We start from the raw sequence: 25,606 nt of genomic DNA on the forward strand, positions 1-25,606 counted from the left end.
TCCGTTTATTAATTATTGCAGTTTTATTTCCATCATCATCTGCGGTCCCATGACCAGGAGGGTTCCCGGAAACCTGCCGGCCGATACCTTGGACACCGTAAACTCAAAGGTCCCGTTATATTTTTCCGTTCCTGTCATATTAAACACCTTGCAGGAACTGTCATTATACAACAGTACAAGCCCTCCGTCTATGTCAAATCCAGTGTATTGGTAATTAAAGGTACGGTCAAATACAGGATTTCCCTCCTTGTCAAAAATCTTCAGGGAATAGGGATCTCCGCCCTCCACATTATCTGTCACAAGTCCCACATATTCCTCCGTATAGGCAATGCTGCGGATATTCTCCTCTATGGGAATCTGCTTCACGGATTCCGGCGATGTCTCCACACGGGTGGAGAAAAGCTGCATGCCCTTGTCCGTGAATATCACGGCATGGCTCTCGTCCAGGAATCTGACCCTTCCTGCCATTGCATCGCCAAGATCCTGGGGAAAGAAGATCCCCACCACTCGTCTGGGATCATTCTTACCCAGTCCAAAGTTATAAAACACAATCTTACACTTAATGATCCCCTGGTCCAGATACATGTAAGAGGTGATCAGCTGAGTTCCGTTGGGTGACAGGCTCATATCCACAGGATAGCCGTCACCGGACAACAGAGACTTGATACTGAGGTCAAGGGTACTTCCATCTTTTTTATAAAGATAAATGTAGCTGGCCTTGGAATCCTCCTGCAGGGCTGCCACCACACCCTTTGCCGACACAGTCACCCGGAGGATGGGGAGCAGGGTGGTGGCCTGTCCCACCTTGCCGCTCTTATTGCATATGTAGATACTATTGCCCTGCTGGTCGCCAATGGCAACATACTCTCCATTGATGGAAACCACCGGTGACTTCATCTCATAGCTCTGGATCCAGACCACCTTGCCCTGGGCATCAATATAGGATGCTCCATCCTTGGTGTATTTTAACACACCATCTCCATAGTCCCTGTACGCGCAAAAGCTGCCCTCTCCCTGCACGGCGGCTTCCTGGGCCTCGCTGGTAAGATTCTTTTCCCATATGACCTGGTAATCCGTAAACTGGTGATACCTGTCATATCTGAACAGCACTAAGGCTGCAATTGCCGCAAGAATAACCAGCACCAAAAATATGGCCAGCCGCTTCCGTACCACACGCTTATGGGCCTTATGGACGATCTCTCGGCTGTCTTCCTCTTCCTGGTGCCGGCTGTTTGGAGGAACAATCTGTCGCTTTAACTGCTTTTTTTTATTTTCTCGGCTCATTGAACTGGTACTGCCCATCTTACGTTCTCCCAACAATCCACTATCGCATATATGCAATAGTATACAACAATTTTTGGCAAAACGCATTATCTTTTTCCGGATGACGGACTTTCCCCTTTGTGAAATGGATTAAGTTTAAGGGACAAGCAGCTTCTGGCCTGCATAGATGCTGTTTTCATCCGTCAGGGCATTTACCCGGCAGATCTCGTCAATATGTTTCAGGTTATGATACAGCTTAAAACAAATGCCGTACAATGTCTCTCCGTCCGCCACTGTGTACACACTGTAGTTGACAGCGGACACGGTTTCGGCGGATCCGTCTCTGCCTCCGGTGGGAGGAAGGGTTGTTTCCTCTGTGGGGGATGTGTCACCGGACGGTTTTGCAGGATCGGCCTGGCCGGAGGAAGCCTGACCGCTTCCATCTCCTGCGGCTGCCGTTGTCCCCTCTGCCTTTGTTCCGTCTGTCCCTGTCCCGGAGTTCTCTGTTCCGGCCGCTTTTGTTTCGGTCGTTCCTGACCCGGCTGACGTCCCTCCGGCGTCTTCTGTTTTAGCCGCTCCTGCCGCCTCTCTTTCAGCTTCTCCTCCGGCCGTGCCGTCAAGGGCGCTAGTCTCTGCCGCGGGCATGGTTTCCGGTTTCACTTCAGAGGACTGTTCTTTTCCACTTTCCGCCGCAGGAGCGGTGGTTGGATAGACCTTGCCGGCTGCTTCCTCGATCACATAGTCCGGCTCGTCCACCGCGGACCATCCTTTGCCTGAAGAATTTTCCGCAATTCCCGGCCGTTTTCCGGAGGATGCCAAAAGCCCGTCCTTAACACTTCCATCGGGCATCACAGAGGCGATCACACTCTCCATCTGGTGCATTTTCTGATAATTATTAAACATGGCAACACCGCCTGCCAAAACAGTGACCGCAAGGGCGCTGCAAAGGCCGGATAATACGCCCACGGTGCTTCTGTGACGTCCCACCTCATGCTTGCGCTCGTCCATGCGCTGCTTAAAATCACGGATCACCTTGTCGTTTACCTCTGTTTCCGCCCTGGGCGCATCCTTGCGCTGTATCATATAATCCTGCATCATCTGGTTGCGTTCATAATATACACTGTATCCACGAAGCTTGTAAAAGCCATCGGATGATGTTATGTAAACTGATTCTTCTCCTTCCAGGCCGCAGTTGAGGTACATCAGCTGGTTCTTGCCTGTGAAGTACTGGCTGTGCTGGCGCCAGTAATTAAGGGGACTTAAGGTACAGCCCGGACCTCCGCACAGGAACCATCCCTGTACAGTCCTCTTCGGGAACATCTGCTCCACATCCTGGTATGCCTTTTTCCAGGCATCCTCGGTAAATACAACCTTTTCGCCTTCCTCGGTGACGGAATCCATTTCCAGGGCGCCGTCCACAAATACATAGGGCGTGTCCTCATGGGTTTCCCTGCTTCCAAGGAGCAGACCCACACGCAGATCAGCCCCCTTGGCCGGCTGGAGGCGTTTTAAATAAGTATTCACATAGTCTTCCAAATATAACTTTAAAACCTGGTCCCGTTCCCCTATCTGCCGAATATTTTTCGGCAGCTTGGGAAAGGGTTCATATAATTCTCCCATAGAATCACCCCGCTGTCTTTAATCTGTACAAGCATAGCAGATTCCATGTGCAGTTTCTGTCATATTATGGCGGCATTTTCCCATAATCGTTCGACAAGGCAGATTCCTTCGCAAATGCAGTCCGCCATCTTCATCACAATGGACAGGCGCACGCTCTGCAGCATCACGGGATCCCGGCTTCCGGCTCCTCCCACGATCCCAGTAATGGCAATATCCCCCACTGCCTCCAGTTCCTTGGATACGCCCAGACCGGGCTGCAGCGCTCCCCGTCCCAGGGTGGCGTAACCCACATGGTCCGGGCTGCCCACGGAAGCATCAATGGCCACGATCACGTAATCCGGATAGTGAAGCCTTATATATCTTGCGTACAGGTCCAGATTCATTGCATGGACCGGTTTATCCAGTGTACCGATGACTGCAGCCCCTTTCAGGCGTCTTCCCCTCAGTTTATGGCCGACCAGCGGTCCCAGGCTGTCGCCTGTTGACCGGTCTGTACCGATACACAGAAACATAACTCCGTCTTTCCCCTTTGCCTCCATCTCCTGACAGATGAGGCAGTTGAGATGCCTTGCAAACTGCTCTGTCTCAAACTCTGACTGGGTATTGTAATAGGCAATATCTTCCCGTTTTTGTATGCTGAATGTCTTCCATAATTTCATATCCAAGTTGTCCACCCAAAACTCATTATAATGTCGTGCCCTGGAACGTATTTGAAAATGTTCCGGTTGATACGGGCTGTTTTTATAGTATAGGCTTGGGGTTTTGAAATTATGCATAAAAAAAGAGCACATGGATTGACATCATCCGCGTGCTCTTAATAATAGAAATCTTCTGAACTGTTACCTTAATCATATAACTTTTCTTTATATACTCCCGCATCGATCAGTTTCCTGACAGCGTCCACAACCGCCTGCTTATCCTCCTTGTAGGTCACTCCGAACCACTTGTCGGGGGTGTCGAGAACCGTCACCCTGGCACGCCCGGACTGTACCAGGTCATCAATAATTCTTGGAAGCAGGTACTCCGACTTTACATCGCCTTCCTTTAAGCTGTCCAGAAACCGTGGAAAGCCTTTTTCCAGCTCGTCCAAAAAGCTTGCCGGAATACCCCACATGTTCATGGAAACCGGCTGGTCCGGACTGATCCGGACAGGATTCCCCTGTTCATCCGTTGCCTGAAGTCCGTCTTCCGTCATTCTGATATTATAGGTTTCATTCACCGTCTTAAGGATATGGCTGTCATCCACCTGGCATACCCCTCTGGTCACGGTGCCATTGTCGCTAAGGGTATTGGAAAGGACAAAGCCGCCCATGCACAGATCATAGACACCGGCTTTTGTGTCCATATCATTTACCATATAATCATGGATCTTCTTAAAGCCTTCCCTGCCATAATAATCATCCGCATTGATCACAAGGAACGGACCGTCCACCAGTCCCTTTGCCACCAGCACAGCCTGTCCGGTTCCCCATGGCTTGGTGCGTCCCGGTGTCACCTCATAGCCGTCCGGAAGGGCATCCAGCTCCTGATATGCATATTCCACCGGCACCACCTTCTCGATCCGGTTTCCGATCACTTCCTTAAAATCCTTTTCCAGGTCTTTCCTGATAATGAATATGACCTTATTAAATCCGGCTTCCATTGCATCATGGATGGAATAATCCATGATGATCTCTCCTCCCGGTCCAACGGGCTCCAGCTGCTTGATTCCTCCCCCGAACCGGCTTCCAATGCCGGCAGCCATAATGACCAGCGCAGTCTCTTTCATTCTTTTTTTCTCCTTTGATATAAACTGGTTACATAATAGCACAATTGTCGGAAAAAATCAAAACATACATGCCCGGTCATACCAAATATATATGACCGGACAATCGGTCCGGCCATACCATCTAAGCATCTATATGGAAAACTCCTTTTCAAACTCTTCTGCCGATTCAGGGTAATCCAGTCTCATGTGGGTTCCACGGCTCTCCTTCCTGTTCCACGCGGCCTCCACCATAAGACGGATGGACTGCACCACCTGCCATGCCTGTGTATCTTTCTTTATCTCTTCATCGGCCAGCATCTCATCCAGACGTATCCGGGCCTGCTCCAGTGTCTCCCCCCTGCGGTAGATCCCCAGGGCTTTCACAGCGATTTCCTTAGCTTCCGGGACAAATCTGCCATATACATCTGTATCCCTGGCATATTCTGCCGGAAGTTCATGGACAGCTGCCTCCCGGGCCGGGAAATCACCTGATTCTGCAATGGCCTGTGCACACAAAAGGCCGGATAAGGTTGCCTGGCTGGCTGCATTGCCCGCGCACCGGCAGGCTCCGTGAACGCCGCCGCAGGCTTCTCCCACCGCGTAGAACCCGGGCACCGTGGATTCATAATGTTCATCCACCATAATACCCCCGGAAAAACTATGGGCCATGGGTCCCACCTCAACCAGCTCCTCATTGGGGTCCACTCCGTTATCCATCAGACGGTTAAAGAACCAGGGATATGCTTTCAGCACTTCCCTGTCAATATGGCGCAGGTCCGCCCACGCTCCGCCGTGAGGTGTGCCTCTGCCCGCATCCACTTCCTTCCAGATCTGTTTGTTGATCAGGGTCTTTGGTGAACCGCCTTCTCCCTGAGGCCTCACCTTTAACATGAAGCGCTCTCCTTTTGAATTGAGCAGATGCGCGCCTTCGCCCAGCATGGCGGTGGGACATGGTTCTCCCACTGCTCCCGGCGGGCTCATTACCACCATGGGCTCATATTCCAGGAATTCAATATCCACCAGCTTGGCTCCGGCCTCTTTTGCAATGGCAAGGGTATTCCCCTTAATGTCACCCGGATAGGTGGAAACACCAAACAGGTTCCCAACGCCTCCCCAGCCTGCCACCACAATGGGAGCATACACATTTTCAATATCTCCATCCGGATTTTTCACGGTAATGCCGCACACATGACCGTCCTCAGTCAGAACATGAAGGCATTCATGATTCATATGTACAGGGATCCCTTTTTCCTCCAGTCCGTCCACCAGCTTCTTAACCATCTCCACACCGATCAGCTGGGTTGTGCAGCACAGGGATCTGGGATAAGTATGCCCTGACAGATGTCTCAGCTTTGTAGTGCCGTCCGCATTACTGGCAAATTCCACTCCCCATCTGCGCAGAAGGTTATATCCCTCCATGGTACTGTCGGTCATCTCTTTTACAAGCCTGCGGTTGTTGATCCCATAGCCCGCATGGATCATATCATCGTTGTATTGTTCCGTGGTATCATTATACGGGTTATCCGGCAGGACAAAATTGATTGCCGCAATAAAAGGGGTTCCGCCATAGGCAGTGGTATAGATTCCAATATCCTTTACCCCCAGCTCCCAGAGCCTGGCCGCTGTTGCCAGGGATGCAAGCCCCATGCCCACAATGATAACGTCATGCTTTTTTGCCATAACTACCTCCATTTTATCCGCCAGAATATGCCTAAACACGCTCTGGTACGGGTATCTTTATAATGATCTTGGTAAAAGAATGGGGCTCATCTGTGTGGGATACCGGTTTGTGCCCGTCATGGGGAAATGCGATATAAAACATCCCCTGGTCCACACGTATATGGTTCTTTGTATCCCCGGACAAACGTTCCGCATCCTTTTCCCTGTCGTATGGGATCACGGTCTTAAGATCCCCCACATCGGCCCAAGCCACTTCCTCGCATCCTTTTGCAAGGATCTGCACATCGATATATCTGCGGTGTGCCTCAAAGGTGCCCTCATTCATGGGCTTTGTTTCACCCTTCTGTATATTAAAATATCCCCCGTCAAATCTGTATTTTCCGGGCTCCAGCTTTTCAATTGCCTTAACTGCCGCGATTCCTGCTTCAAGAGCAGGAATCATGGGCTTATAAAATAATATGTTTTCTATTTTGTCAATTACCATATGATCGTCCTTTAATTCATGTAGCTTCCGCCGTTTACGTTGATCGTCTCCCCATTAATGAATCCGGCCATATCGGAGGCCAGGAAAACCGCCACATCCGCTACATTTTTAGTTGTTCCCAACAGACCCAGCGGAATTTTTTTTACAACATTTTTCCTGTATTCCTCCGTCCACTGCAGCGACATATCCGTCTCAATGGGTCCCGGACATATGCCGTTTACCCGGATATGGTGGGGTCCCATTTCATATGCAAGCTTTTGTGTCATGGAGTTGACCGCTGCCTTGGATGCCCCGTAACATATGGACGCATTGGCATGAGCCGTTTTGCTGGCCGTGGATGATATATTAATGATGGTTCCCGACTGCTGATGCACCATGTGGGGGAGTACAGCCTTACAGCAGTAAAACACACCATCCAGATTAATCCCCATCATCCTGCGCCATTCTTCTTCCGTCAATTCAAGAAAGGGGATCCTGCTGTTTACACCTGCATTGTTTACCAGTATGTCTATTTTCCCAAATGCTTCCATACAGGCAGCCGCAAGCCTGGCAGCCGTGTTGCTGTCAGAGATATCCCCTCTCACAACACGGCATCTTGAACCCAGGGTCTCTATCTGTGCCTTTACATGTTCCAGCTGCTCCTGGTTATTGCCGTTGATCACCAGATCAGCGCCATTTTCAGCCAGGGCAAGGGCTATTTCCCGGCCGATCCCTTTGCTGGAGCCAGTAACTATGGCTGTTTTTCCTTTTAGCATGTCCATCTTCTCCATCACGCCACGACTTTATTTTCTTCTCGTTTGTTGCTGTAGAATTTCCGTTTTTTTGCCGAACAGATCACAAAAAATGCCACTGCCACTACAATACCTATGATATCCGTTATTGTCTCCGGAAGGATGATGAGGATTGCAGATGCAAGCAGGATGGTCCTCTCTATCCGGTTCAGCGGTACCAGGAAGAATCCGGCCATTCCCGAGGCCAGCAGGTAGGTTCCCAGGAACAGGATCAGGGTTCCCTTAACGATCTCAAGGGGTGTGCCAATTAGCAATATGGACGGATCGTAAATGAAAATAAATGGTACAAGGAATGCCACAAGGGCATATGCGAACCCCGTGAGGCCCGTCTTCATGGAATCCGCCCCCGCTATACCGGCCGCTGTAAACGAAGCCACACAAACCGGCGGTGTGATCTGGGCCATAATGCCAAAGTAGAATACAAACATGTTAGCCTGTAATGGCTGGATATCCAATCCGATCAGGGTTGGCACAAAGAGAACATTTGCCACCAGATAGGCAGCCACTGTGGGGAGGGCCATACCCAAAAGCATACACCCCAGCATTGTGATCAAAAGCGCTACGATCAGATAGGTGGAACCCACATTGGCGATAAGTTTGGAAACCTTGGTAGCCAGACCTGACTGGATCACAACACCGATAATAATTCCGCATGCTGCCGTGGGGACTGCGATCTCAGAGGCCTGTTTTACGCCCTGAAGCGCAGTTTCACCCAGTTTTTTAAGGCTGACGCAATACCTGCCGTCTAAAACGAATTTGCTTGCAACATTTATGATCAGGCAGGTAAAAATGCCCATCATTCCGCTTCTCATCAGGGAAGCGCCCGAAACCATAAAATACACCAGCACAATGGCGGGAATCAGCTGATACAGCCTGGGAAGGATCTTCTCTGTCTGGATCGCCTCCGCCTTCTGCGCCCCGTCAACCATGCTCTTTTTATCCGCCATGAATGTGACCAGAAGGAACACCGACATAAAATAGGCGATGGCTGGAATCAATGCGGCAAATGCAATGGTCTTATACGGAACGCCCAGCATTTCCGCCATGATGAAAGCGCCCACACCCATGATGGGAGGCATGATCTGCCCTCCGGTGGATGCAACCGCCTCAATGGCGCCGGCCTGATGCGGCTCATAGCCGATCTTCTTCATCATGGGAATTGTCATGACACCGGTGGTTGCCACATTGGCAACCGCACTTCCGGAAATCATCCCCATCAGTCCGGAGGAGATAACAGCAGCCTTTGCAGGACCTCCCGTGCCGTTCTTTGAAACCTTCATACCCATATCTATGAGGAGCTGTCCGCCTCCGCACTCGGAGAAGAATACTCCAAAAAGCATAAAGTAGAATAAGCTGCTGGCCGAAGTGTACAATGGCGTGCCGTAAATACCGCTGGAACCCATGGTCATCAACTCCGTAAACTGCTGCATGTTGGTTCCCTTAAACCGGAAGATGGATGGAAAATATTTTCCAAACCAGAAATAAACAATGAAAAACAGGATAAACCCAAACAAAATGGTTCCCAGTGTTCTTCTGACCGCTTCCAAAAGTATGATAATACACACTACCATGGCAATCTTGTCAATCATGGTAACAGGTGATACATACTGCACGCGGGATGTCAGGCGTGCAGTATTGGCGATCACATAATACAGGATAAAAACAATACCTGCATAGATCGGGATATCAAAAACCTTCATCCAAGGTTTTTTGGACTTTTTGTCGGCCGGATTATTGAGAAACACAATAAACAGCGCAAACATCAGGTGGACCGGGCTTTGCAGCATGGGATGAAGCGGTGACACCAGTGCCAGATACAGCTGAAACAGGATCCAGGCCGTACCGATCGCAATATAGGCCATTTTCTTAGGCGGTACTTTTACTTTTTCCATAATTTGCCCCTTTCTGTCAGACAAATTTCATCTATTTCATGTATCCCATTTCTCTGTAATATGCTTCAGCGCCTGGATGGATCGGAGCTCCCAGCTTGATCGGCTCCCAGGCTGTCTCTGGGTCAAATGCCTCCAGGGCAGCGCTTGCGTTAACCAGCGTCTGTGTGTTCTCACACAGGGCTTTTGTCATGGTGTAGACAATGGCGTCATCCAGATCAGCAGACACAAGTATGACCTGGGGTGAACCGACTGTTTTGATTTCCGTTTCCTGCCCCGACCATGTTCCGGCCGGAATCACGGTATAATCAAACCCCTCTTTGGTCAGCTTCTCCAGAGTATCGTCACTTAACTGCGGGAAATACATCTTCGCCGTCATACAAAGTTCGGATGTGGCGGACTGTCCCGGAGCAATGTGGTCAATTGTCATATCTGCCTTTCCATCCTTTAACAGGCTGACGATTGCATCGGAACCGGTCTGTGTAACGCTTCCGCCCCATGACTCAATATCCTCATAGCTTACGCCAAGTACTTCAAACACTTTATTGCAGGCCAGCTCTCCGAATGCTCCGGAGGATTTAACTGCAATGCGGACCGGATACTTCTGGGCAACCAGTTCTTCAACCGTGGTAATACCGGTCTTGTCAACAAATGACTGGGTAAAGATCACATTGAGGATGGCCTTATCCAGACCGCCTGCCAGCCCCCTGACGCTCTCTGTGGGAGGATTTCCGAGAATGCCTGTCTCAGCCGCCCACTTTGCGGGAGCACCATTGCTGATGGTCACATTACACTGTTTATTCTCAAGAATGACCGGAGATCCCACACCGCCCGGAGATGTGGTGGTCACATCTATGACGGAACTGCTTGGAAATGCATCTGAAAAAAGATTGGCCATGGTGGACGCATATACATATGCGGTTGTTCCTACATCCTGGGTCGCAAATGTGATCTCAACCGGATCTGTAACCGTGTAAGCGCCGCCCGCCTGGCTTTCACCTCCGCCAGCCTGTGCCTCCGTCTTTGCCTCCGCCTGTGTTTCCGCCTTGGAATCCGCCGCAGTTGTTGTCTCTGCGGAACCGGAACAGCCTGCCAGCCCCGCTGCCATAACAGCAGCCATACTCAATGCCAATAATTTCTTCACTGTTTTTTTCATGTACTTATCCCTCCGTTTATTGTTTTTTGACAGTTTTTTCCCTGTTGCTTTTTGAAAGACGGATGCCATAGTCAATGGCATTCATCAGACTCAACTCATTTGCCACACCCTGGCCAGCCTGGTCAAAGGCAGTTCCGTGATCCACACTGGCTCTCACAATGGGAAGTCCCAGCGTGATATTGACGCCTGCAACAGCATCCCATTTCTGCTGCTCCTGATTATATACAAATCCTACCACCTTGAGGGGGATATGCCCCTGGTCGTGGTACATGGCCACCACCATATCATACCAGCCTCCTCTGGCTTTTGAAAAAACCGTGTCCGGCGGAACCGGCCCCTCTGCGAAAATCCCCTCCCCATTGGCTGCCTCAATTGCGGGGATGATCTCTTCTATCTCTTCCCTGCCAAAAAGGCCATTCTCACCGCTGTGGGGATTGAGCCCCGCGACACCGATCTTAGGCTGTTGGATGCCCAGATTCCTGCATGCCTGATATGCAATACGGATCACTTCCAGCACCCGGTCCTTCTTTACCCGTTCGCATGCCTCCCGCAAAGACACATGGGTGGAAACGTGCACCACCCTCATATTCTCGTGGGCAAGCATCATGGTGTATTTCTTTGTTCCCGTCATATCGGCGTACACTTCCGTATGCCCCGAATAATGATGACCGGCCAGGTTAATAGCCTCCTTGCTGAACGCATTGGTGACAGTACCGTCAACCTCGCCTGCCAGAGCCATCTGGATCACCTTTTCCACATAGCGGAATGCAGCCTCCCCTGCCATGGCGGAAACCTTTCCCCGTTCCAGCTGGTCCATATCTACCAGGCCCATATCATATACATCTATGGTACCCGGTTCAAACAGCGCTTCATCCACCGAGTGTACAGGGTGGATCTTAATTCCGTCTTTTCCCACAATACGGACCGCTGCCTCCATTACATTGGCATCCCCAATGACCAGAGGACGGCACTTGTGGTATATCTCCTCTAAAGACAGGGCTTTTACCGTTATTTCCGGCCCTATGCTGGCCGGATCGCCCATGGTAATTCCTATGATCAGACGTTCCTCCATCTCCATCAGCACATTCCTTTCTCGTGGTTTTCAGCCAGGACTTTCTTTAATGCCTCAATTCCCTCTTCCGGAACCTGGTTAAAGGGCGCACGGCATTTTCCCACCGGATATCCAAGAAGGGCTACAGCCGTCTTCACAATGGTGTTGGGATTGCCGTACTTAAAGCACGCGCGGAAGGACCGGATGCTGTCCTGCGCCTTTCTGGCGCCTTCCAGATCTCCTGCCGCAAAGGAATCATAGATAGATGCCATCACCTCCGGAAATACATTTGCGCAGCCTGCGATACCGCCTGCGCCTCCTGCCAGGAGATTCCAGAGTATGAGGGAATCATTGCCGGAAAGGACTGCAAAATCGCCGCTCTCACGGGTCTGTTCTATGTACTGGAGCATATTGTCAAAGTTTCCTGAGCTGTCCTTGGCTCCCACAATATTTTCTATTTTACTCAGACGGGCTACCGTGGCCGGAGCCAGGGAATTACCGGTTCTTGCAGGGATATTGTAGAGTACGATGGGCATATCCACCGCCTCCGCCACTGCCTTGTAGTGCTCATACAGTTCATTCTGGGAAGCGGCTGCAAATGACGGGGTAATGATGGAGAGCACGTCCGCGCCAAGAGACTTGGCCATCCCGGACTGGCGGATGGTATCCCTGGTACTGATGCATCCTGTTCCCGCATAGACAGGGACACGTCCTTTTGTCTCATCGATTACAATACTCAGCACCTGTTCCTTTTCCGCCTCACTTAGTATGTATCCTTCTCCGTTTGTCCCAAAGGGAAACAGTCCGTGTACTCCTCCATTGATCTGACGGTTGACCTGATTTCTCAGTTCCCCTTCGTTAATGGTCTCGTCCTCATTCATGGGAGTTATGATCGGCGGGATGATTCCCCTAATCTCTACTTTTTTCATTTTCTCTTCCTCTCCTCCTTTTGCTAAGATCCGTAACTGCTGATTTATCCATGTTTACCGCATGATCTCCAGATACAGTTTTCTTGCATCCTCCGCAGTCACTTCCCGCATATTGTTTACCAGAAGCCGCTTTACATCCATTCCCGCTTCCACCAGAACATCCAGATCCTCATCCCCGATCCCGTATTCTTTCAAGCTGTTTGGTATTTCCAGATGTTTTACGATCTCATCCAGGCGTCTAATGATCCAGGCGGATTTTTCTTCCGGCGGCAATCCGGATTCCCGTCCGCCCTTTGCCACCCGGTCATAGACAGCTGCCAGACGTTCCCTGCACGCAGGTTCATTAAACTTCATTACCGGAGTAAGCAGCATGGCATTGGATACGCCATGGGGGATGTGGTACTTGCCTCCCAGGGGATAGGACAATGCATGTACGGCCGTTGTTCCCGAAGCTGTGATGGCTGCCCCTGCGTAAAATGCGGCGATCAGCATGGCGTTCTTGGCATCCAGGGCATCGGGGTCGTCACAGGCCCTCTCAATATGATTGAATATGAGGTCCAGGGCCTCCAGGGCAAAGGTATCGCTGAATGGGTTTGCCTTATTGGAAGTGTAACACTCAATCCCATGGGCCAGGGCATCCACTCCCGTGGCCGCCGCGATCTTTCTTGGGAGATGTCTGATCATCTCCCCGTCCAGGATCACGTAGTCGGCAATCATTGCATCATTGACAATTCCTACCTTCAGCTCTTTTTCAGGCACGGCCACAATGCTGTTGGGCGTGGCCTCCGAGCCTGTGCCGGCCGTGGTCGGTATCATAAGAGTGGGAACGCATTTACCTGCAAGCCCGGGGTTATCCAGCAGATCCCTCACCGTATATGCGTCTGTGGCAAGCACAGAGGCAAGCTTTGCAATATCCATTACGCTTCCTCCGCCCACTGCCACAATAAAATCAGATTTCTCAGCCTTAAACCTATTAATAACCGCCTGTGCCTGGTCGCAGTCAGGTTCTGCCGGAAGTCCGTCCAGAACCGAATATTCCACTCCCGCTTCCTTTATAAGGGATAACGGCTTTTCAAGGAGGCCTGCTCCGATGATCCCCTGGTCGCTGAACACCGTCACCTTTGTTGCGCATTTTCCCACGATCTCTTTCACGTGGTCCAGGGCGCCCCGGCCGCTGTATACCCCATGGGGCATTTTTAATGTATACTGTGTTAACATAATGCTCTCTCCTTCTTATCCAATATGGTATCCGCCAGCTGTACCAGCAAATCCTCAGAGCCAAAGCCGCCCGACTTGGATATAGCCTGATACATATGATCGCTGATCCTAAAGCGTGAAAGCACGGTTCCGGGAGCCATTTCGCACACCGGTTCCATCTCACAGACCTTTATCTGATTCATAAATCCCATCAGCGTGTCGCCCCCCGTTATCAGAAGCGTACTGTTAAGCCCCCGTTCCACCATATTCCCCAAAACAAAACCCATGGCATCTGCGATCCTGGTCCTCACTTCCTCCAGGCTGATGCCCTTCTTCCTGGCATATTCCAAGGTTTCATCCGTACCATCGGGATCATTGCTGTCCAGAATGCACCGGCTCTCGATCTGGCAGCGCAGCATCCACCGTCTTAAGGTCCCCTGGCCTTCCTCCGAGTCCCAATACCCCCTGTCCAGCTTCTGACGCGGGGTCAGACGGATTCTCGTAAACCCATGAGCCTGCGCATAATCCAGCTGGCTCTTTGTAATGGGATTCACACTGCCGCAAACCACCAGGAAGCGGGATATGAATTCAGGTACATGTGATTCCCCGCCCTCCAATCCCAAAAGCTTGGGGAGTACGGATGCAAATCCCGCACAGCCGGCCATGATTGACAGACAGCCTTTACGGTACAGGTCAGAGGCAGCTGTTATCAGGCTTTCCTGTGACTGGGCATCATACACCACTATTTTAGATTGCTGTCCCCTGTTTGGTTCCCGGGCAGTCTCCATCCGGTCCATACCCCTTTTGTCATCCTCTTCCCTCATCACTTCCACCTGTATATTGCTCTGCTGGTGGATGATATCCGGTATAAACGAACAGGTCACCGGCTCAAAGGGATCCCGCCCAAATACGCTGTCCTTTACCGGGATATTGTTTATATAATGAACACCTTCCCTTGTGATTCTCCCCATCTGGGGAAACGCAGGTATAAACGGAAGGCTGTCCTGTCCCGATGCATCCAGCAGGGCTGTGAGTTCACTGCCAATATTCCCTCTTAAGGCCGAGTCCGTCTTCTTATAGATAAAGGGCACTCCGCAGGCCATGGCCCGTTTCGTGATATTCCATACTACTTCATATGCCTCCCTGCCGTCAAGATGCCGTGTCTCCGCATCCATGACCAGGACCCTGACACCCGGCTGCGACTTCCTGTAGTCATACCTGATATCCGTGACCACCCTGACACCTGCACCTGCTGCTGCAAACTGCACTCCTGTATCCAGGGCACCTGTAAAATCATCTGCTATTATCAGTAAGGTTATCACTCAATCACCACCCGTCTCCTTTTATGTTACATATATGAACATATCGTTTCTGTCTTTTAGCTTTTTCTTAGTTCTGTTTCAGTTTACTAAATAATCAGAGGATTTTCAACTGGTCCCATGTACTTTTTTGTATATTTTTGAAACATCATTTCTTTTCGTCTGGACTTAAGTGTTCAAATATGTTACAATTGTTTCAAACAGAAACAGTGGAGGTGTTGCATATGGATTCGCCCAAGATCAAAGTCCTTGGAATCGCCCCTTATGAGGCCATGAAAACTATAATGGAAAAACTGGCCAGAAAGAGGCCGCAGATGGATCTGGATGTCTATGTGGGAGATTTAAAGAAAGGGGTTGATATTGCACAGAAGTATACTCAGGCAAACTATGATGTGATCATATCCCGCGGAGGCACAGCGGAGATGATCGGAAAGGTTACCCACATACCCGTCATCGAAATCAGCCTGTCCGTATATGATATCCTGAGAGCCATGAAGCTGGCGGAAAACTATTCTGACAAATATGCAGTTGTGGGATTTCCCGGCATTACAGGCAGCGCGCATCTGCTCTGCGACCTGCTCCAGTATAAACTGGACATTGTTACCATCCACAGCGAAAGCGAGGTGGAGGCCACCCTGCGGGATTTAAAGAAAAACGGCTGCCGCATGATCCTGTGTGACATGATCGCCAACACCACTGCCAAAAAGCTGGGCCTCAACTCCATCCTGATCACCTCAGGAAGCGAGAGCATTGAGAATGCCTTTGACCAGGCATATAAGCTGTGTATCAGCTATGCCAATATTAAGGAAGAGAACTCCCTTTTAGGCGAGATCATCCGGGGGGAAAATTCCGATACATTTGTATTTGACGAAAAGCAAAACCTTTATTTCACCACCTGGGACAATGATGGCTCTGAAATCACCGACATTCTTCGCAGGGAGATACCGGAAACCCTGAACGGGGATAACTACAAGGCTTTCCGCAACATAGACGGCAACCTTTTCTCCATAAACAGCCGTGTAATTGAAAAACCCCTGCACCGGTATGTTGTATTTTACGTCTCATCCACCAAGGTGCCTATGGCCACCAGCAAATATGGCATACTGTTTTCAAATAAAAGAGAGGCTGAGCAGCATTTCTACAACAGTTTTTACAGCATCACCGGCTCCATGCAGGGCCTGAGAAGCACGGTGGAGCAGATCAGCCAGAGCAGTTTTCCTGTTATGATATCCGGTGAGGAGGGTACAGGCAAGGAGCAGATTGCCCGGGCCATCTACGCCCAGAGCGCACTGCAGCACAATCCACTGATCGCCATTAATTGCAGCCTTGTGAATGATAAAAGCTGGGGCTTTTTAACCAATCACTACAATTCACCTCTAAATGACGACAGCAATACGATTTACTTTAGAAATATTGAAGAACTTCCCACGGAACGGCGTAAACAGCTTTTGTCCATCATACTGGACATGAATCTGGACAAGCGGAACCGGCTCATATTCTCCTGTGTCAGCGCCAGCCAGACAGCCCTGCCGTCTGCTGCCAGGGAATTTGTCAATCTCCTCTCCTGCATGACCATCCATCTGCCGCCTCTGCGGGAACGGGCCGAGGAGCTTCCCACCATCTCCAGTTTGTACCTTGGCAACCTGAACGTGGAGCTGGCCCGGCAGATCATTGGGTTTGAGTCTGAGGCAATGGCATTGCTTGAGGCATATGACTGGCCTTATAATTATACTCAGTTTAAGCGGGTGGTCAACGAACTGGCGGTCATTACCTCCACGCCCTATATAAGCGCCCGGGATGTCAGGAACTTATTAGAAAAAGAAAAGGCCTCCTCTTCTGCCGGCAGCAGCCAGCCAGCAAAGACCCGTCATACAGGTCTGGATGTGGACCGCACTCTGGACGAGATTACCTGTGATATAATCAGTCAGGTGCTGTCCAGGCACAACGGCAACCAAAGCGCGGCCGCCAAACAGCTGGGGATCAGCAGGACCACCCTGTGGAGATACATGAACCGAAATCAGGAACGGTCATGATCTGCTAAAACACCGCGTTTTCAGCCAGATGCCACAGCACCTCCCGGCACCTGCACACATCCTCATACGGCACGAACTCATTGGGCTTGTGGGCCAGTTCCAGGCTTCCAGGCCCATAGGACATGCAGTTATGGCTGCCCAGGGTGCCGGCGATCACTGCCGTGTCCGTATAACCATTAAAAGAACCAATCACCGTATCTTTGCCTGTGACTTGATCGCATGTTTTTTTCAGCAATTCCAGGAGCAGAGATCCATTATCCTTTTCCACGTAGGGCCGGTCCCCTGTTATGATATAATGCCCCTTTACTCCGGGAACCTCCTTTTGCGCCAGGTCTATGGCCTGTTTTATAATCGCTTCTGCCGCCCGGGTATCCGTGGGCGGCACCAGCCTCATATCGATCCACACCTTACAGGAATCCGGCACCACATAGGGACGGTATCCTCCGGTTATCTGGCCAAAGGTCACGGTAGAGTTTCCAAGGTCTGCATGGGACGGACAGCCCGCTATGGACTTGCGTATAAAGCTCACCGCCTCGGCCATGGCCGCGATGGCATCCGCTCCCTTCCATGGATTGCTGGCATGGGCCGTGATCCCGTCCATGGTAAGTTCAAACCAGGTCCGGCCCTTGTGGGCCACCTGGATCTGCCCATCCGTTGGCTCCGTGTCCAGGATCCAGTCATCCCTGTGTACCCAGCCTTCCCTGATGGCGGTCTCCACCCCGCGCATAAAATCCTCCTCATCCACAGTCCCTATAAAGGCAAAGGAACGCTTTGGAAGCTGTCCGGTCTCTCCTCCAAGTCTGACTGCCTGTGAAAATGCAGTCAGGGCGCAGGCCAGGCCGGATTTCATATCGCAGGCCCCCCTGCCGTAAAGACGTCTTTCCTTCACCACCGCTCCCAGGGCCGGTGTATCCGCATTCCACCCATCTCCCAGCATCACCGTATCCATATGGCATATGTAGATCAGACCCGGGCCCGGTTCCCTGCCCGGTATGCGGGCCATTATATTAAACCGTCCGGGAAGCACCTCAGATTCCTCCAGCCTGATCTGGTCCGCCAGGTCCCCGGCATACTCCCCGATCCTCTGCTCAAGCCACCGGAAAATCCATTTTTCAATGGCGCCTTCATAGGCTCCGGGATCGGAACTGTCTATCTCCACCAGCTGCCTGGTAAGCTCCCAGGCTTCCCGGTTTAACTTCTGCCTGCCTGTTTCCTGTTCTTTCCCTTTCTGTTCTTTCCCTTTCTGTTCTTTCCCTTTCTGTTCTTTCCCTTTCTGTTCTTTCCCTTTCTGTTCTTTCCCTTTCTGTTCTTTCCCTTCCCGTTCTTCTTCCAACTCTTCTGCTTCCATCTGTCATTTCCTCCATCCATCCTATATTACAGCACATGCTTCCTATAGATCATCAATGATCGCCGCGCTCTTTGCATAGGCCGTGCTCTTTGCCTCAAAAAAATCCGTCTTCACCATGTTGGCATTGGAATACTGATTGACCCATGCCATGGACTCCGGCTCCTTTTCAGATCCGGGGTACAGGGGCTCAAATCCAAGACTGGTCCAGCGCAGGTTGCCAAGGTAGCGGATATAGGAAGTGACCATATCCTTTGTCAGCCCCGGCACCTCATCACCGATCACATAACATCCCCACTGGATCTCCTGTCTCACCCCTTCCCGCAGCATTTCCTCCATCATGCTCACATTCTCCCGGGTAAAAAGACCGGGTTCTTCCTTTTTCAGTTCTGTGATCATGTTGCGGAACAGCCACAGATGGGTGTTCTCGTCCCTGTTGATATAGCGGATCTCCTGGACGCTTCCCGGCATTTTCCCGTTGCGCCCCAGATTATAAAAGAACATGAACCCGCTGTAAAAGTATATGCCCTCCAAAATGTAATTAGCCATCATGACCCGAAGAAGCGTCACATCATCCTTCTTTTCCTGGAATTCGTTGTACAGGTCTCCGATAAATGTATTCCTTTGCAGCAGATGGCTGTCCTCCTTCCACTGGTAAAGGATGCGGTCCCTCTCCACAGGACTGCAGATGCTGTCCAGCATATAACTGTAGCTCTGGCTGTGGACCGCTTCCTGGAATCCCTGTATGGTCAGGCACAGATTCACCTCATTGGCCGTTATGTACTGGCCGATGCAGGGAAGGTTGGCTGTCTGAATGGAGTCCAGGAACACCAGGAAACTGAGTATTTTGTCAAATGCATCCCGTTCCGGCCCGGAGAGCATCTGATAGTCCTTTACATCCGTGCTCAGATTGATCTCCTCCGGTATCCAGAAATTATTCATAGCCTGTCTGTACCAGCTGCTGGCCCAGGTATATTTCATATTATTAAAGTCGTTGAGATTGGTGGTATTTCCCCCGATCATCCTTCGGCTGTTCTTGTCCGTGTCTCCCTGGGGATTAAACAGGGGTTTTGTTTTTAGTACTGTCATATCTGTCCTTTCCTTCCTTGGCATGCTCTGCAAACTGCGTTTAACAGCCTTGAAATCAGCTTGAGCAGCTTTCGCACTCCTCCACCTCCAGAGACCGGCTGCGCACATAATAAAGGGTCTTCACCCCCTGCTCCCATGCCAGAATATAGAGGTTTAAAAGCTGACGCATGGTGTATTCATTGGTAATATACAGGTTCACGCTCTGCGCCTGGTCAATATGGCGCTGGCGTGCGCCGGCCGCCCTCACCGTATAGGTCTGGTCAATGGTATAAGCACTCTTATACAGCCAGAACGTGCCCATGGTCAGTTCCGGAGCAACCCTTGGCATGATGGAGTTCTTCTTTTCCTCCAGATAAAAGCGCTTCATCACCGGGTCCAGACCTGCGGTGGTGCCTGAGAGTATGCTGGTGCTGCTGGTGGGCGCCACTGCCATTAGGTAGGCGTTGCGCATTCCCTGTTCGGCCACGGTGCGGGCCAGTTCCCGCCACCTGCCGCTTACATATCCCCGTTTTTCAAAATATTCCCCTGTCTGCCACTCACTTCCCTGAAAATATGCATAGCTTCCCTTCTCCGCACCAATAGCGCTGCTTGCTTTGACGGCGGCGTAATTGATTCGTTCAAACACCTGGTCCGCAAATACGATATGCTCCTCGCTCTCCCACCTGATACCATGCTTTGCCAGCATGTGATGGTAGCCGCTGACTCCCAGACCAATACTTCTGTACCGCCTGTTTGTCACCTTGGCATAGGGAAGGGGATAAAAATTCAGGTCTATAACATTGTCCAGCGCCCTGACCGCGCAGGATACGATCTCCTCCACCTCCCGGCCCCTTGTGACATCAATGTTCCCCAGACAAAGACTGGCCAGATTACAAACCACAAATTCTCCGGCCCTGGTAGTGTTCACGATCACCGTATCCCCGTCCTGGTCCACGATTTCCGTGGATACTGTTTCAATGGCCTCCATATTCTGGGCAATCTCAGTGCAAAGATTGGAGCAATAGATCATTCCCTTATGGCTGTTGGGGTTTGCGCCGTTTACCAGGTCCCTGTTAAAAGCAAAGGGAGTCCCTGTCTCCACCGCAGACTTGAGGATCATCCTTACCACATCTTTTAAAAGCACGGTCCGCTTGGAAATGCGCCGGTCCTTCACGCAATCCCAGTACCGTTCTTCCCACTCCGCGCCATAGGAATCCTCCAGGCAATACCCTTTTGCCGCCTTGATCTCATGGGGACACATCAGATACCAGTCCTGGTCCAGGCTCTCTTTTGCCATTTTCCAGAACAGATCCGGATAGCAGACTCCCGGGAAAATGTCGTGGGCCTTCATCCTGTCGTCTCCGTTATTGGTGCGGAGCTGAAGAAACTCCGGCAGATCCTTATGCCACACATCCAGGTACACTGCCGCGGCGCCCTGGCGCATCCCCAGCTGGTCAACGGCCACAGCCGTATCATTGACAAGCTTGATCCAGCGGATCACTCCCCCTGCCGCGCCCTTAAATCCGCGTATGCTGCTTCCCGTTGCCCTGACCTTTCCAAAATACAGGCCCATGCCGCCACCGAACTTGCTCACCTGGGCAAAGTTGTCCACACTTCTGTAAATACCTTCCAAACTGTCGGGCACTGTGTCTATAAAGCAGCTGGACAGCTGGTGATATGGTTTTCTTGCATTGGAAAGGGTTGGCGTGGCCATGGTGACCTGCATCAGGCTCAGCATATCGTAAAACCGGCGCACCCATTCCATGCGCCCGTTCCTGTCCTCCTTCATGGCCAGATGGAGCGCAATGCCCAGATACATTTCCTGGGGTGTCTCCAGGGCGTGACGGCTGTGGTCCTGGATCACATAGCGTTTTAAAAGCAGGTCCAGGCCCGCGTATGTGAACAGGTGATTCCTGTCCTCACACAAATACCCTTCCGCCTGCTCAATCTCCTGCTTTCCATAATGCTCCAGGATGTAATCCCCGTAAAGCCCCTGTTCTGTGAGATATTGCAGCTTTTCATACAGGCAGGTGATCCCCAGGTCATCCAGGCGGTCCTGCAGCTCCATGGAAAACTGGCAGTATTTAAGCCTGGCCGCCACAAATTCCCATCTGGGATTCTCCTTGGAGGTAAGCTCGGCCGCGGACCGGATCAGGGCATCCATCCGCTCCGGGAACGTCATATCCGTTTTTTCAAATGCGCGGTACCGCTCAAACAGATGCTCCAAAGCATACCGGTCCTCTTCCCCCTCTTTTGGGAAATCCCTCTGTATTTCCCTCAGGCATCTCTCCAGACCGGCGCCTTTGTCTCCCCATCCTTCCAATTTCCCCAATCCTGTCTCTATATCCCTATCATTCATGATGTTATTTTTATCTCCTTCCATACATGCAGCGCAGTACTGACCTTACGGTCACGAAACCCATTATAAACCATATATCTTGTGGTTACAAGCCGTATTTTTACATAAATACCCAAAATACTGTGTTTTGTCTTTATTTACCATTTTTTATTTCCCTCAATTTTCAACGTCTTTCCACAGCCCCTGCATTGTACTTGTTTCAGCAAAAAAGGTGATTGCACTTGTAACATTTTGCGATTATTATATGGTTGAAATGTAACATTGAAATGATAATAACAATGCAGCCCCGAGCTGCAAAGGGGGTAAGCTTTCCAACCGGAAAGCAGGGATTATGAAAGAAATAAAAAATCCATTCCGGCGCACAGCCGCCGAGTATGGTGTCATAACTTTGAGTATCTGGATCATGGTGGTGGGCATTTACTTTTTTAAGTTTCCCAATCATTTTGCCTTTGGAGGAGTGACCGGTTTTTCCACTGTGGTCAGCGAGGTTACCAGGTGGTCTGCCGGCGATTTCACATCCATTGTGAATACGCTTTTACTGCTGCTTGGATTTATGTTTTTGGGAAAAGGATTCGGCATTAAGACCGTTTACGCAAGCATGCTTATGTCCTTTACCTTATCCCTCCTGGAACGTGTCTGCCCGCTGGCGCGGCCTCTGACTGACGAACCTCTGCTGGAGCTTATGTTTGCTATCTTCCTCCCCGCAGTGGGCACTGCCATTCTCTTTAACCTGGGGGCGTCCAGCGGAGGTACGGATATCATAGCCATGATCTTAAAAAAGCATACCAGCCTGAACATAGGCACGGTCCTGATGCTGGTGGATGTGGCAGCAGTGGCATCCTCATTCTTTGTGTTCGGACCGGAGACAGGACTGTTCTCTACCATTGGACTCGCTGCCAAGTCCCTTGTCATTGATGATGTGATCCAGAACCTGAACCTGTGCAAATGCTTTAACATTATCTGTGACAACCCGGAGCCGATCTGTGACTATATCATCAACACCCTTCACAGAAGCGCCACGGTCTACCACGCCCAAGGAGCATTTTCCCACAACGAAAAGACAGTTATCATGACCACCATGAAGAGAAGCCAGGCCCTGAAGCTGCGAAATTATATACGCGGCATTGAACCAACCGCCTTTATGCTGATCTCCAATTCCAGCGAAATTATCGGGAAAGGATTCCTGGCTAATTAAAAGGCCGGCAACAATAGAATCACTGATCCGCTTACAGCGGATTGACAAAACGGAGCCTGTTGCTGCAGCGGCTCCGTTTCTTATTATGTTCTATTTTCGATTGTTTCCGCATCACCTGATCTTAAGACAGGGATCTACTTCCTTTGGCGCTTCCTCCTTCACCCGGTCCATCCCAAGCTCCCCGGCCAGCGTTTCCAGATCTTTCCTTATATGGATCCCCTGGGGACAGACCGACTCGCACTTTCCGCACTTAATGCACGCTTCAGCGCCTGCGCCTGCTTCCTGCTTTTCTCTGAATGCTTTTCTTGCCTTTTCTTCAATGTCATACATGCTTCCTTCATTCCAAATGGCAAAATTTCCGGGAATATCCACCCCCGCAGGGCAGGGCATGCAGTAACGGCAAGCCGTACAGCTGTTCTTGATCCGGCTTCGGATCGCCTGGGCAGCCTGGCTCACCACCTGTTCTTCCTCTTCATCCAAAGGCACAAAGGGACTGAATGACCTTAAATTGTCCTCCACCTGTTCCGGGGATGACATGCCGCTCAGGATGACTTTAACATTGGGACGGCTCCCCACCCAGCGCAGGGCCCATGATGCGCAGGTGGCATCCGGGTCTGCTGCCCGGAACACGTCCTCCGCCTCTTTCGGAAGATTCGCAAGGGTGCCTCCCTTAACCGGCTCCATAACGATCATGGGGACCCCCATCTTCTCCGCCAGCGCATAGCCCCTGTCCCCGGCCTGGACATCCCTGTCCATATAATTGTACTGGATCTGACAGAAATCCCACTGTTTGTAGGTAATGATTTCCCGGAACATTTCATAATCATCATGGAATGAAAATCCCAGATGGCGGATCTTCCCTTCCCTCTTTAACTGCTCTGCCCACGGAATGATATCGGAGCGGACCAGCTTGTCCCACCGCTCCCTGTTCAGGGCATGGAGAAGGTAATAATCCACATATTTCACCTGGAGACGGTTCAGCTGTTCCTCGAATAACTCCTGGGCGTCCTGGGCTGAATCTGCTTTCCACACAGGCAGCTTGGTGGCCAAAAAGAATTGATCCCTGGGATATCCTGACAGCACGCGGCCCACAAACGGCTCACTGGCTCCGTCATGGTAGGGATATGCGGTATCGATGTAATTCACTCCTGCTTTTATGGCAGTGTCCAGCATCTTCGCGGCCTGCGCCTCATCGATCCTCCCATCCTCTGTCTTCGGAAAACGCATACATCCGAATCCCAGAAATGATACCCTGTCCTCTCCGTTATCAAATCTCATTGTCCTGTATCTCATCGTTAAAATCCTCCTTTTTTTAACACAATGCACATTCTTTGCTCTGATCCCACTATATACCGGCCAGCTGGTCCAGCAGCCCAAACATATAATCCGTATACCGTTCCGCGGCCTCTATCACCACCACATCCGGTTTCCGGTCCATCACTGCCGCCCCGCAATCCTCGGTGCGGTAATCCAGCAAGGTCACATCCGGGTAATTCTTTGCAAAATATTCTGCCATATGGACGCCGAAGGAATCACGGCAGATCAATATTTTCCTGGTGTCATCCTGAACATCTGATGAATAGTGGGTCACGGTGCCCCTTTCATTTTCATAATCCATGGAAATGGTTATATCGTCCCGGTATCCTCCCACCTTCAGAAACGGATCGTCATCATAATAGTTCTGCAGGTTCAGCATAACGGCCAGATCCCCGCTAAAGGATCCCTTGTTCTCAATGGGGTACTCCATATAGGACTCAGGGCCGAATTTCTCATTGTCAATATCTCTGATCACCATCTGGGATGCCAGAAATGCCCCCATATCATTCCAATGAGTATCATACTTGCGGTATATCTGACACCAGTCATCCTTTGCCCTCTTAAACTCCTCCAGAGGATAGTACACGTCCGCATCCGTATGATCCCGCAGATATTCAAACAGCCTGTCCGCCTTGGACTCCTCATTTACAACCTTTATGCTGGAAGGCATATACTCACTATACACCTGCTCTTTGTTTGGCACAATATACAATATAAGTTTTATGTCCCTGGAGGCAAGATGATGGTCCGCCTGTTCCAAAAGCCGGGCAAAACACTCCAGCTTCTCTTCCGGATACCGGTTTGTTCCCTGATAATCAGCCAGGCTGTCCTCATTCTCGTTCTTAAGCTTATAGAACATCCAATCGTCCTGTCCCATCAGTACGGCATCTGAGGATACCTCCCCGAATACGCGGATATCCGCCAGCTTTACAAATGCCACCAGCGGATTCTTAAAAGCCAGGTGGTCATTAAAATAGGCGTCATACAACCCCGGATACGTCTTTATTCCACGGACCCTAAGAACAGGCTTTTCCTGGTAGACCCTGTTTTCATAATTCTCCGTGTCAACATAGTCCTTCAGGGGAATGAACAAAAGCCGGGGCAGCACCATCATCCCCATGAACATGGCTGCAAATATGTATGCTTTTGTACGTTTATTCATC

General features: G+C 50.7%; 20 protein-coding genes. 2 read left to right on the top strand and 18 right to left on the bottom strand.

Annotated features, from left to right (window positions below):
* Positions 1-12 precede the first annotated feature (12 nt).
* The 13 genes from ABID13_RS09470 to ABID13_RS09530 form a co-directional block, all read right to left on the bottom strand.
* Positions 13-1,302 carry a DUF5711 family protein gene (locus ABID13_RS09470; RefSeq protein ID WP_045092415.1) on the bottom strand — a complete coding sequence of 430 codons (1,290 nt, stop codon included), beginning with the start codon at positions 1,300-1,302 and terminating at the stop codon, positions 13-15.
* A 117-nt stretch (positions 1,303-1,419) separates the two neighbouring features.
* The gene (locus tag ABID13_RS09475) at positions 1,420-2,883 is read right to left on the bottom strand and encodes a LysM peptidoglycan-binding domain-containing protein (RefSeq protein ID WP_045092414.1); all 1,464 of its coding nucleotides are present in this window, start codon (positions 2,881-2,883) and stop codon (positions 1,420-1,422) included.
* A gap of 59 nt (positions 2,884-2,942) precedes the next feature.
* Positions 2,943-3,542 (bottom strand): spore protease YyaC, encoded by a 600-nt coding sequence (gene yyaC, locus ABID13_RS09480; protein WP_048930023.1) that lies wholly within the window; start codon positions 3,540-3,542, stop codon positions 2,943-2,945.
* Between the two features lie 185 nt (positions 3,543-3,727).
* The gene (locus tag ABID13_RS09485) at positions 3,728-4,651 is read right to left on the bottom strand and encodes a sugar phosphate nucleotidyltransferase (protein WP_048930024.1); all 924 of its coding nucleotides are present in this window, start codon (positions 4,649-4,651) and stop codon (positions 3,728-3,730) included.
* Positions 4,652-4,780: 129 nt separating this feature from the next.
* Positions 4,781-6,310 carry an FAD-binding protein gene (locus ABID13_RS09490; protein ID WP_117450355.1) on the bottom strand — a complete coding sequence of 510 codons (1,530 nt, stop codon included), beginning with the start codon at positions 6,308-6,310 and terminating at the stop codon, positions 4,781-4,783.
* A gap of 31 nt (positions 6,311-6,341) precedes the next feature.
* Positions 6,342-6,794 carry a NanQ anomerase/TabA/YiaL family protein gene (locus tag ABID13_RS09495; RefSeq protein WP_045092397.1) on the bottom strand — a complete coding sequence of 151 codons (453 nt, stop codon included), beginning with the start codon at positions 6,792-6,794 and terminating at the stop codon, positions 6,342-6,344.
* A gap of 11 nt (positions 6,795-6,805) precedes the next feature.
* Positions 6,806-7,549 carry an SDR family NAD(P)-dependent oxidoreductase gene (locus ABID13_RS09500; RefSeq protein WP_048930121.1) on the bottom strand — a complete coding sequence of 248 codons (744 nt, stop codon included), beginning with the start codon at positions 7,547-7,549 and terminating at the stop codon, positions 6,806-6,808.
* A 14-nt stretch (positions 7,550-7,563) separates the two neighbouring features.
* Entirely contained in the window at positions 7,564-9,477 is a 1,914-nt protein-coding gene (locus ABID13_RS09505) for a TRAP transporter permease (RefSeq protein WP_045092396.1), read from the bottom strand.
* Between the two features lie 31 nt (positions 9,478-9,508).
* Entirely contained in the window at positions 9,509-10,630 is a 1,122-nt protein-coding gene (locus tag ABID13_RS09510; protein WP_007865769.1) for a TAXI family TRAP transporter solute-binding subunit, read from the bottom strand.
* Between the two features lie 16 nt (positions 10,631-10,646).
* Positions 10,647-11,672, bottom strand: a complete 1,026-nt coding sequence (gene pdxA / locus ABID13_RS09515) for a 4-hydroxythreonine-4-phosphate dehydrogenase PdxA (protein ID WP_195415987.1) — start codon at positions 11,670-11,672, stop codon at positions 10,647-10,649.
* A gap of 35 nt (positions 11,673-11,707) precedes the next feature.
* Positions 11,708-12,610: a 4-hydroxy-tetrahydrodipicolinate synthase gene (gene dapA, locus ABID13_RS09520; protein ID WP_007865759.1), complete on the bottom strand. Its 903-nt coding sequence runs from the start codon at positions 12,608-12,610 to the stop codon at positions 11,708-11,710.
* Between the two features lie 54 nt (positions 12,611-12,664).
* The gene (locus ABID13_RS09525) at positions 12,665-13,828 is read right to left on the bottom strand and encodes an iron-containing alcohol dehydrogenase (RefSeq protein WP_007865756.1); all 1,164 of its coding nucleotides are present in this window, start codon (positions 13,826-13,828) and stop codon (positions 12,665-12,667) included.
* Entirely contained in the window at positions 13,822-15,129 is a 1,308-nt protein-coding gene (locus ABID13_RS09530; protein ID WP_007865753.1) for a four-carbon acid sugar kinase family protein, read from the bottom strand. Before ABID13_RS09530 ends, ABID13_RS09525 begins: the two co-directional genes overlap by 7 nt.
* Before the next feature lie 221 nt (positions 15,130-15,350).
* On the opposite strand from ABID13_RS09530, the gene ABID13_RS09535 reads away from it, so the two are divergent.
* A complete protein-coding gene (locus tag ABID13_RS09535) occupies positions 15,351-17,159 on the top strand; it encodes a sigma-54-dependent transcriptional regulator (protein ID WP_007865750.1) in 1,809 nt (602 codons plus the stop codon).
* Positions 17,160-17,163: 4 nt separating this feature from the next.
* Here the strand turns inward: ABID13_RS09535 and ABID13_RS09540 are convergent, their stop codons facing one another.
* Genes ABID13_RS09540 through ABID13_RS09550 form a run of 3 tightly spaced genes read right to left on the bottom strand, consistent with a single transcriptional unit; the run spans position 17,164 to position 21,931 of the window.
* Positions 17,164-18,507: a M20 family metallopeptidase gene (locus ABID13_RS09540; protein ID WP_082173887.1), complete on the bottom strand. Its 1,344-nt coding sequence runs from the start codon at positions 18,505-18,507 to the stop codon at positions 17,164-17,166.
* A gap of 42 nt (positions 18,508-18,549) precedes the next feature.
* Positions 18,550-19,593, bottom strand: coding sequence for a ribonucleotide-diphosphate reductase subunit beta (locus tag ABID13_RS09545; RefSeq protein ID WP_007865741.1), 1,044 nt, complete (start codon positions 19,591-19,593; stop codon positions 18,550-18,552).
* 55 nt (positions 19,594-19,648) lie between these two features.
* Complete coding sequence (locus tag ABID13_RS09550) at positions 19,649-21,931, bottom strand: ribonucleoside-diphosphate reductase subunit alpha (RefSeq protein ID WP_007865740.1); 2,283 nt, start codon at positions 21,929-21,931, stop codon at positions 19,649-19,651.
* A 331-nt stretch (positions 21,932-22,262) separates the two neighbouring features.
* On the opposite strand from ABID13_RS09550, the gene ABID13_RS09555 reads away from it, so the two are divergent.
* Positions 22,263-23,126, top strand: a complete 864-nt coding sequence (locus ABID13_RS09555; protein WP_007865739.1) for a YitT family protein — start codon at positions 22,263-22,265, stop codon at positions 23,124-23,126.
* A 111-nt stretch (positions 23,127-23,237) separates the two neighbouring features.
* Here ABID13_RS09555 and ABID13_RS09560 read toward each other — a convergent pair whose 3' ends face one another.
* Both ABID13_RS09560 and ABID13_RS09565 read right to left on the bottom strand, forming a co-directional pair.
* Positions 23,238-24,419, bottom strand: coding sequence for an aldo/keto reductase (locus ABID13_RS09560; RefSeq protein WP_045092393.1), 1,182 nt, complete (start codon positions 24,417-24,419; stop codon positions 23,238-23,240).
* A 52-nt stretch (positions 24,420-24,471) separates the two neighbouring features.
* On the bottom strand, positions 24,472-25,605 hold the full coding sequence (locus tag ABID13_RS09565; protein WP_048930026.1) for an alginate O-acetyltransferase AlgX-related protein: 1,134 nt from the start codon (positions 25,603-25,605) through the stop codon (positions 24,472-24,474).
* Position 25,606: the final 1 nt, after the last annotated feature.

It is taken from the genome of Enterocloster citroniae, assembly GCF_040545455.1.
GTDB lineage: Bacteria > Bacillota > Clostridia > Lachnospirales > Lachnospiraceae > Enterocloster > Enterocloster citroniae.

Excerpts from the sequence above, each read along its gene's own strand:
- ABID13_RS09470 (WP_045092415.1), bottom strand. The coding sequence starts at position 1,302 with ATGGGCAGTACCAGTTCAATGAGCCGAGAAAATAAAAAAAAGCAGTTA.
- ABID13_RS09475 (WP_045092414.1), bottom strand. The coding sequence starts at position 2,883 with ATGGGAGAATTATATGAACCCTTTCCCAAGCTGCCGAAAAATATTCGG.
- yyaC (WP_048930023.1), bottom strand. The coding sequence starts at position 3,542 with ATGAAATTATGGAAGACATTCAGCATACAAAAACGGGAAGATATTGCC.
- ABID13_RS09485 (WP_048930024.1), bottom strand. The coding sequence starts at position 4,651 with ATGAAAGAGACTGCGCTGGTCATTATGGCTGCCGGCATTGGAAGCCGG.
- ABID13_RS09490 (WP_117450355.1), bottom strand. The coding sequence starts at position 6,310 with ATGGCAAAAAAGCATGACGTTATCATTGTGGGCATGGGGCTTGCATCC.
- ABID13_RS09495 (WP_045092397.1), bottom strand. The coding sequence starts at position 6,794 with ATGGTAATTGACAAAATAGAAAACATATTATTTTATAAGCCCATGATT.
- ABID13_RS09500 (WP_048930121.1), bottom strand. The coding sequence starts at position 7,549 with ATGCTAAAAGGAAAAACAGCCATAGTTACTGGCTCCAGCAAAGGGATC.
- ABID13_RS09505 (WP_045092396.1), bottom strand. The coding sequence starts at position 9,477 with ATGGAAAAAGTAAAAGTACCGCCTAAGAAAATGGCCTATATTGCGATC.
- ABID13_RS09510 (WP_007865769.1), bottom strand. The coding sequence starts at position 10,630 with ATGAAAAAAACAGTGAAGAAATTATTGGCATTGAGTATGGCTGCTGTT.
- pdxA (WP_195415987.1), bottom strand. The coding sequence starts at position 11,672 with ATGGGCGATCCGGCCAGCATAGGGCCGGAAATAACGGTAAAAGCCCTG.
- dapA (WP_007865759.1), bottom strand. The coding sequence starts at position 12,610 with ATGAAAAAAGTAGAGATTAGGGGAATCATCCCGCCGATCATAACTCCC.
- ABID13_RS09525 (WP_007865756.1), bottom strand. The coding sequence starts at position 13,828 with ATGTTAACACAGTATACATTAAAAATGCCCCATGGGGTATACAGCGGC.
- ABID13_RS09535 (WP_007865750.1), top strand. The coding sequence starts at position 15,351 with ATGGATTCGCCCAAGATCAAAGTCCTTGGAATCGCCCCTTATGAGGCC.
- ABID13_RS09540 (WP_082173887.1), bottom strand. The coding sequence starts at position 18,507 with ATGGAAGCAGAAGAGTTGGAAGAAGAACGGGAAGGGAAAGAACAGAAA.
- ABID13_RS09545 (WP_007865741.1), bottom strand. The coding sequence starts at position 19,593 with ATGACAGTACTAAAAACAAAACCCCTGTTTAATCCCCAGGGAGACACG.
- ABID13_RS09550 (WP_007865740.1), bottom strand. The coding sequence starts at position 21,931 with ATGAATGATAGGGATATAGAGACAGGATTGGGGAAATTGGAAGGATGG.
- ABID13_RS09555 (WP_007865739.1), top strand. The coding sequence starts at position 22,263 with ATGAAAGAAATAAAAAATCCATTCCGGCGCACAGCCGCCGAGTATGGT.
- ABID13_RS09560 (WP_045092393.1), bottom strand. The coding sequence starts at position 24,419 with ATGAGATACAGGACAATGAGATTTGATAACGGAGAGGACAGGGTATCA.
- ABID13_RS09565 (WP_048930026.1), bottom strand. The coding sequence starts at position 25,605 with ATGAATAAACGTACAAAAGCATACATATTTGCAGCCATGTTCATGGGG.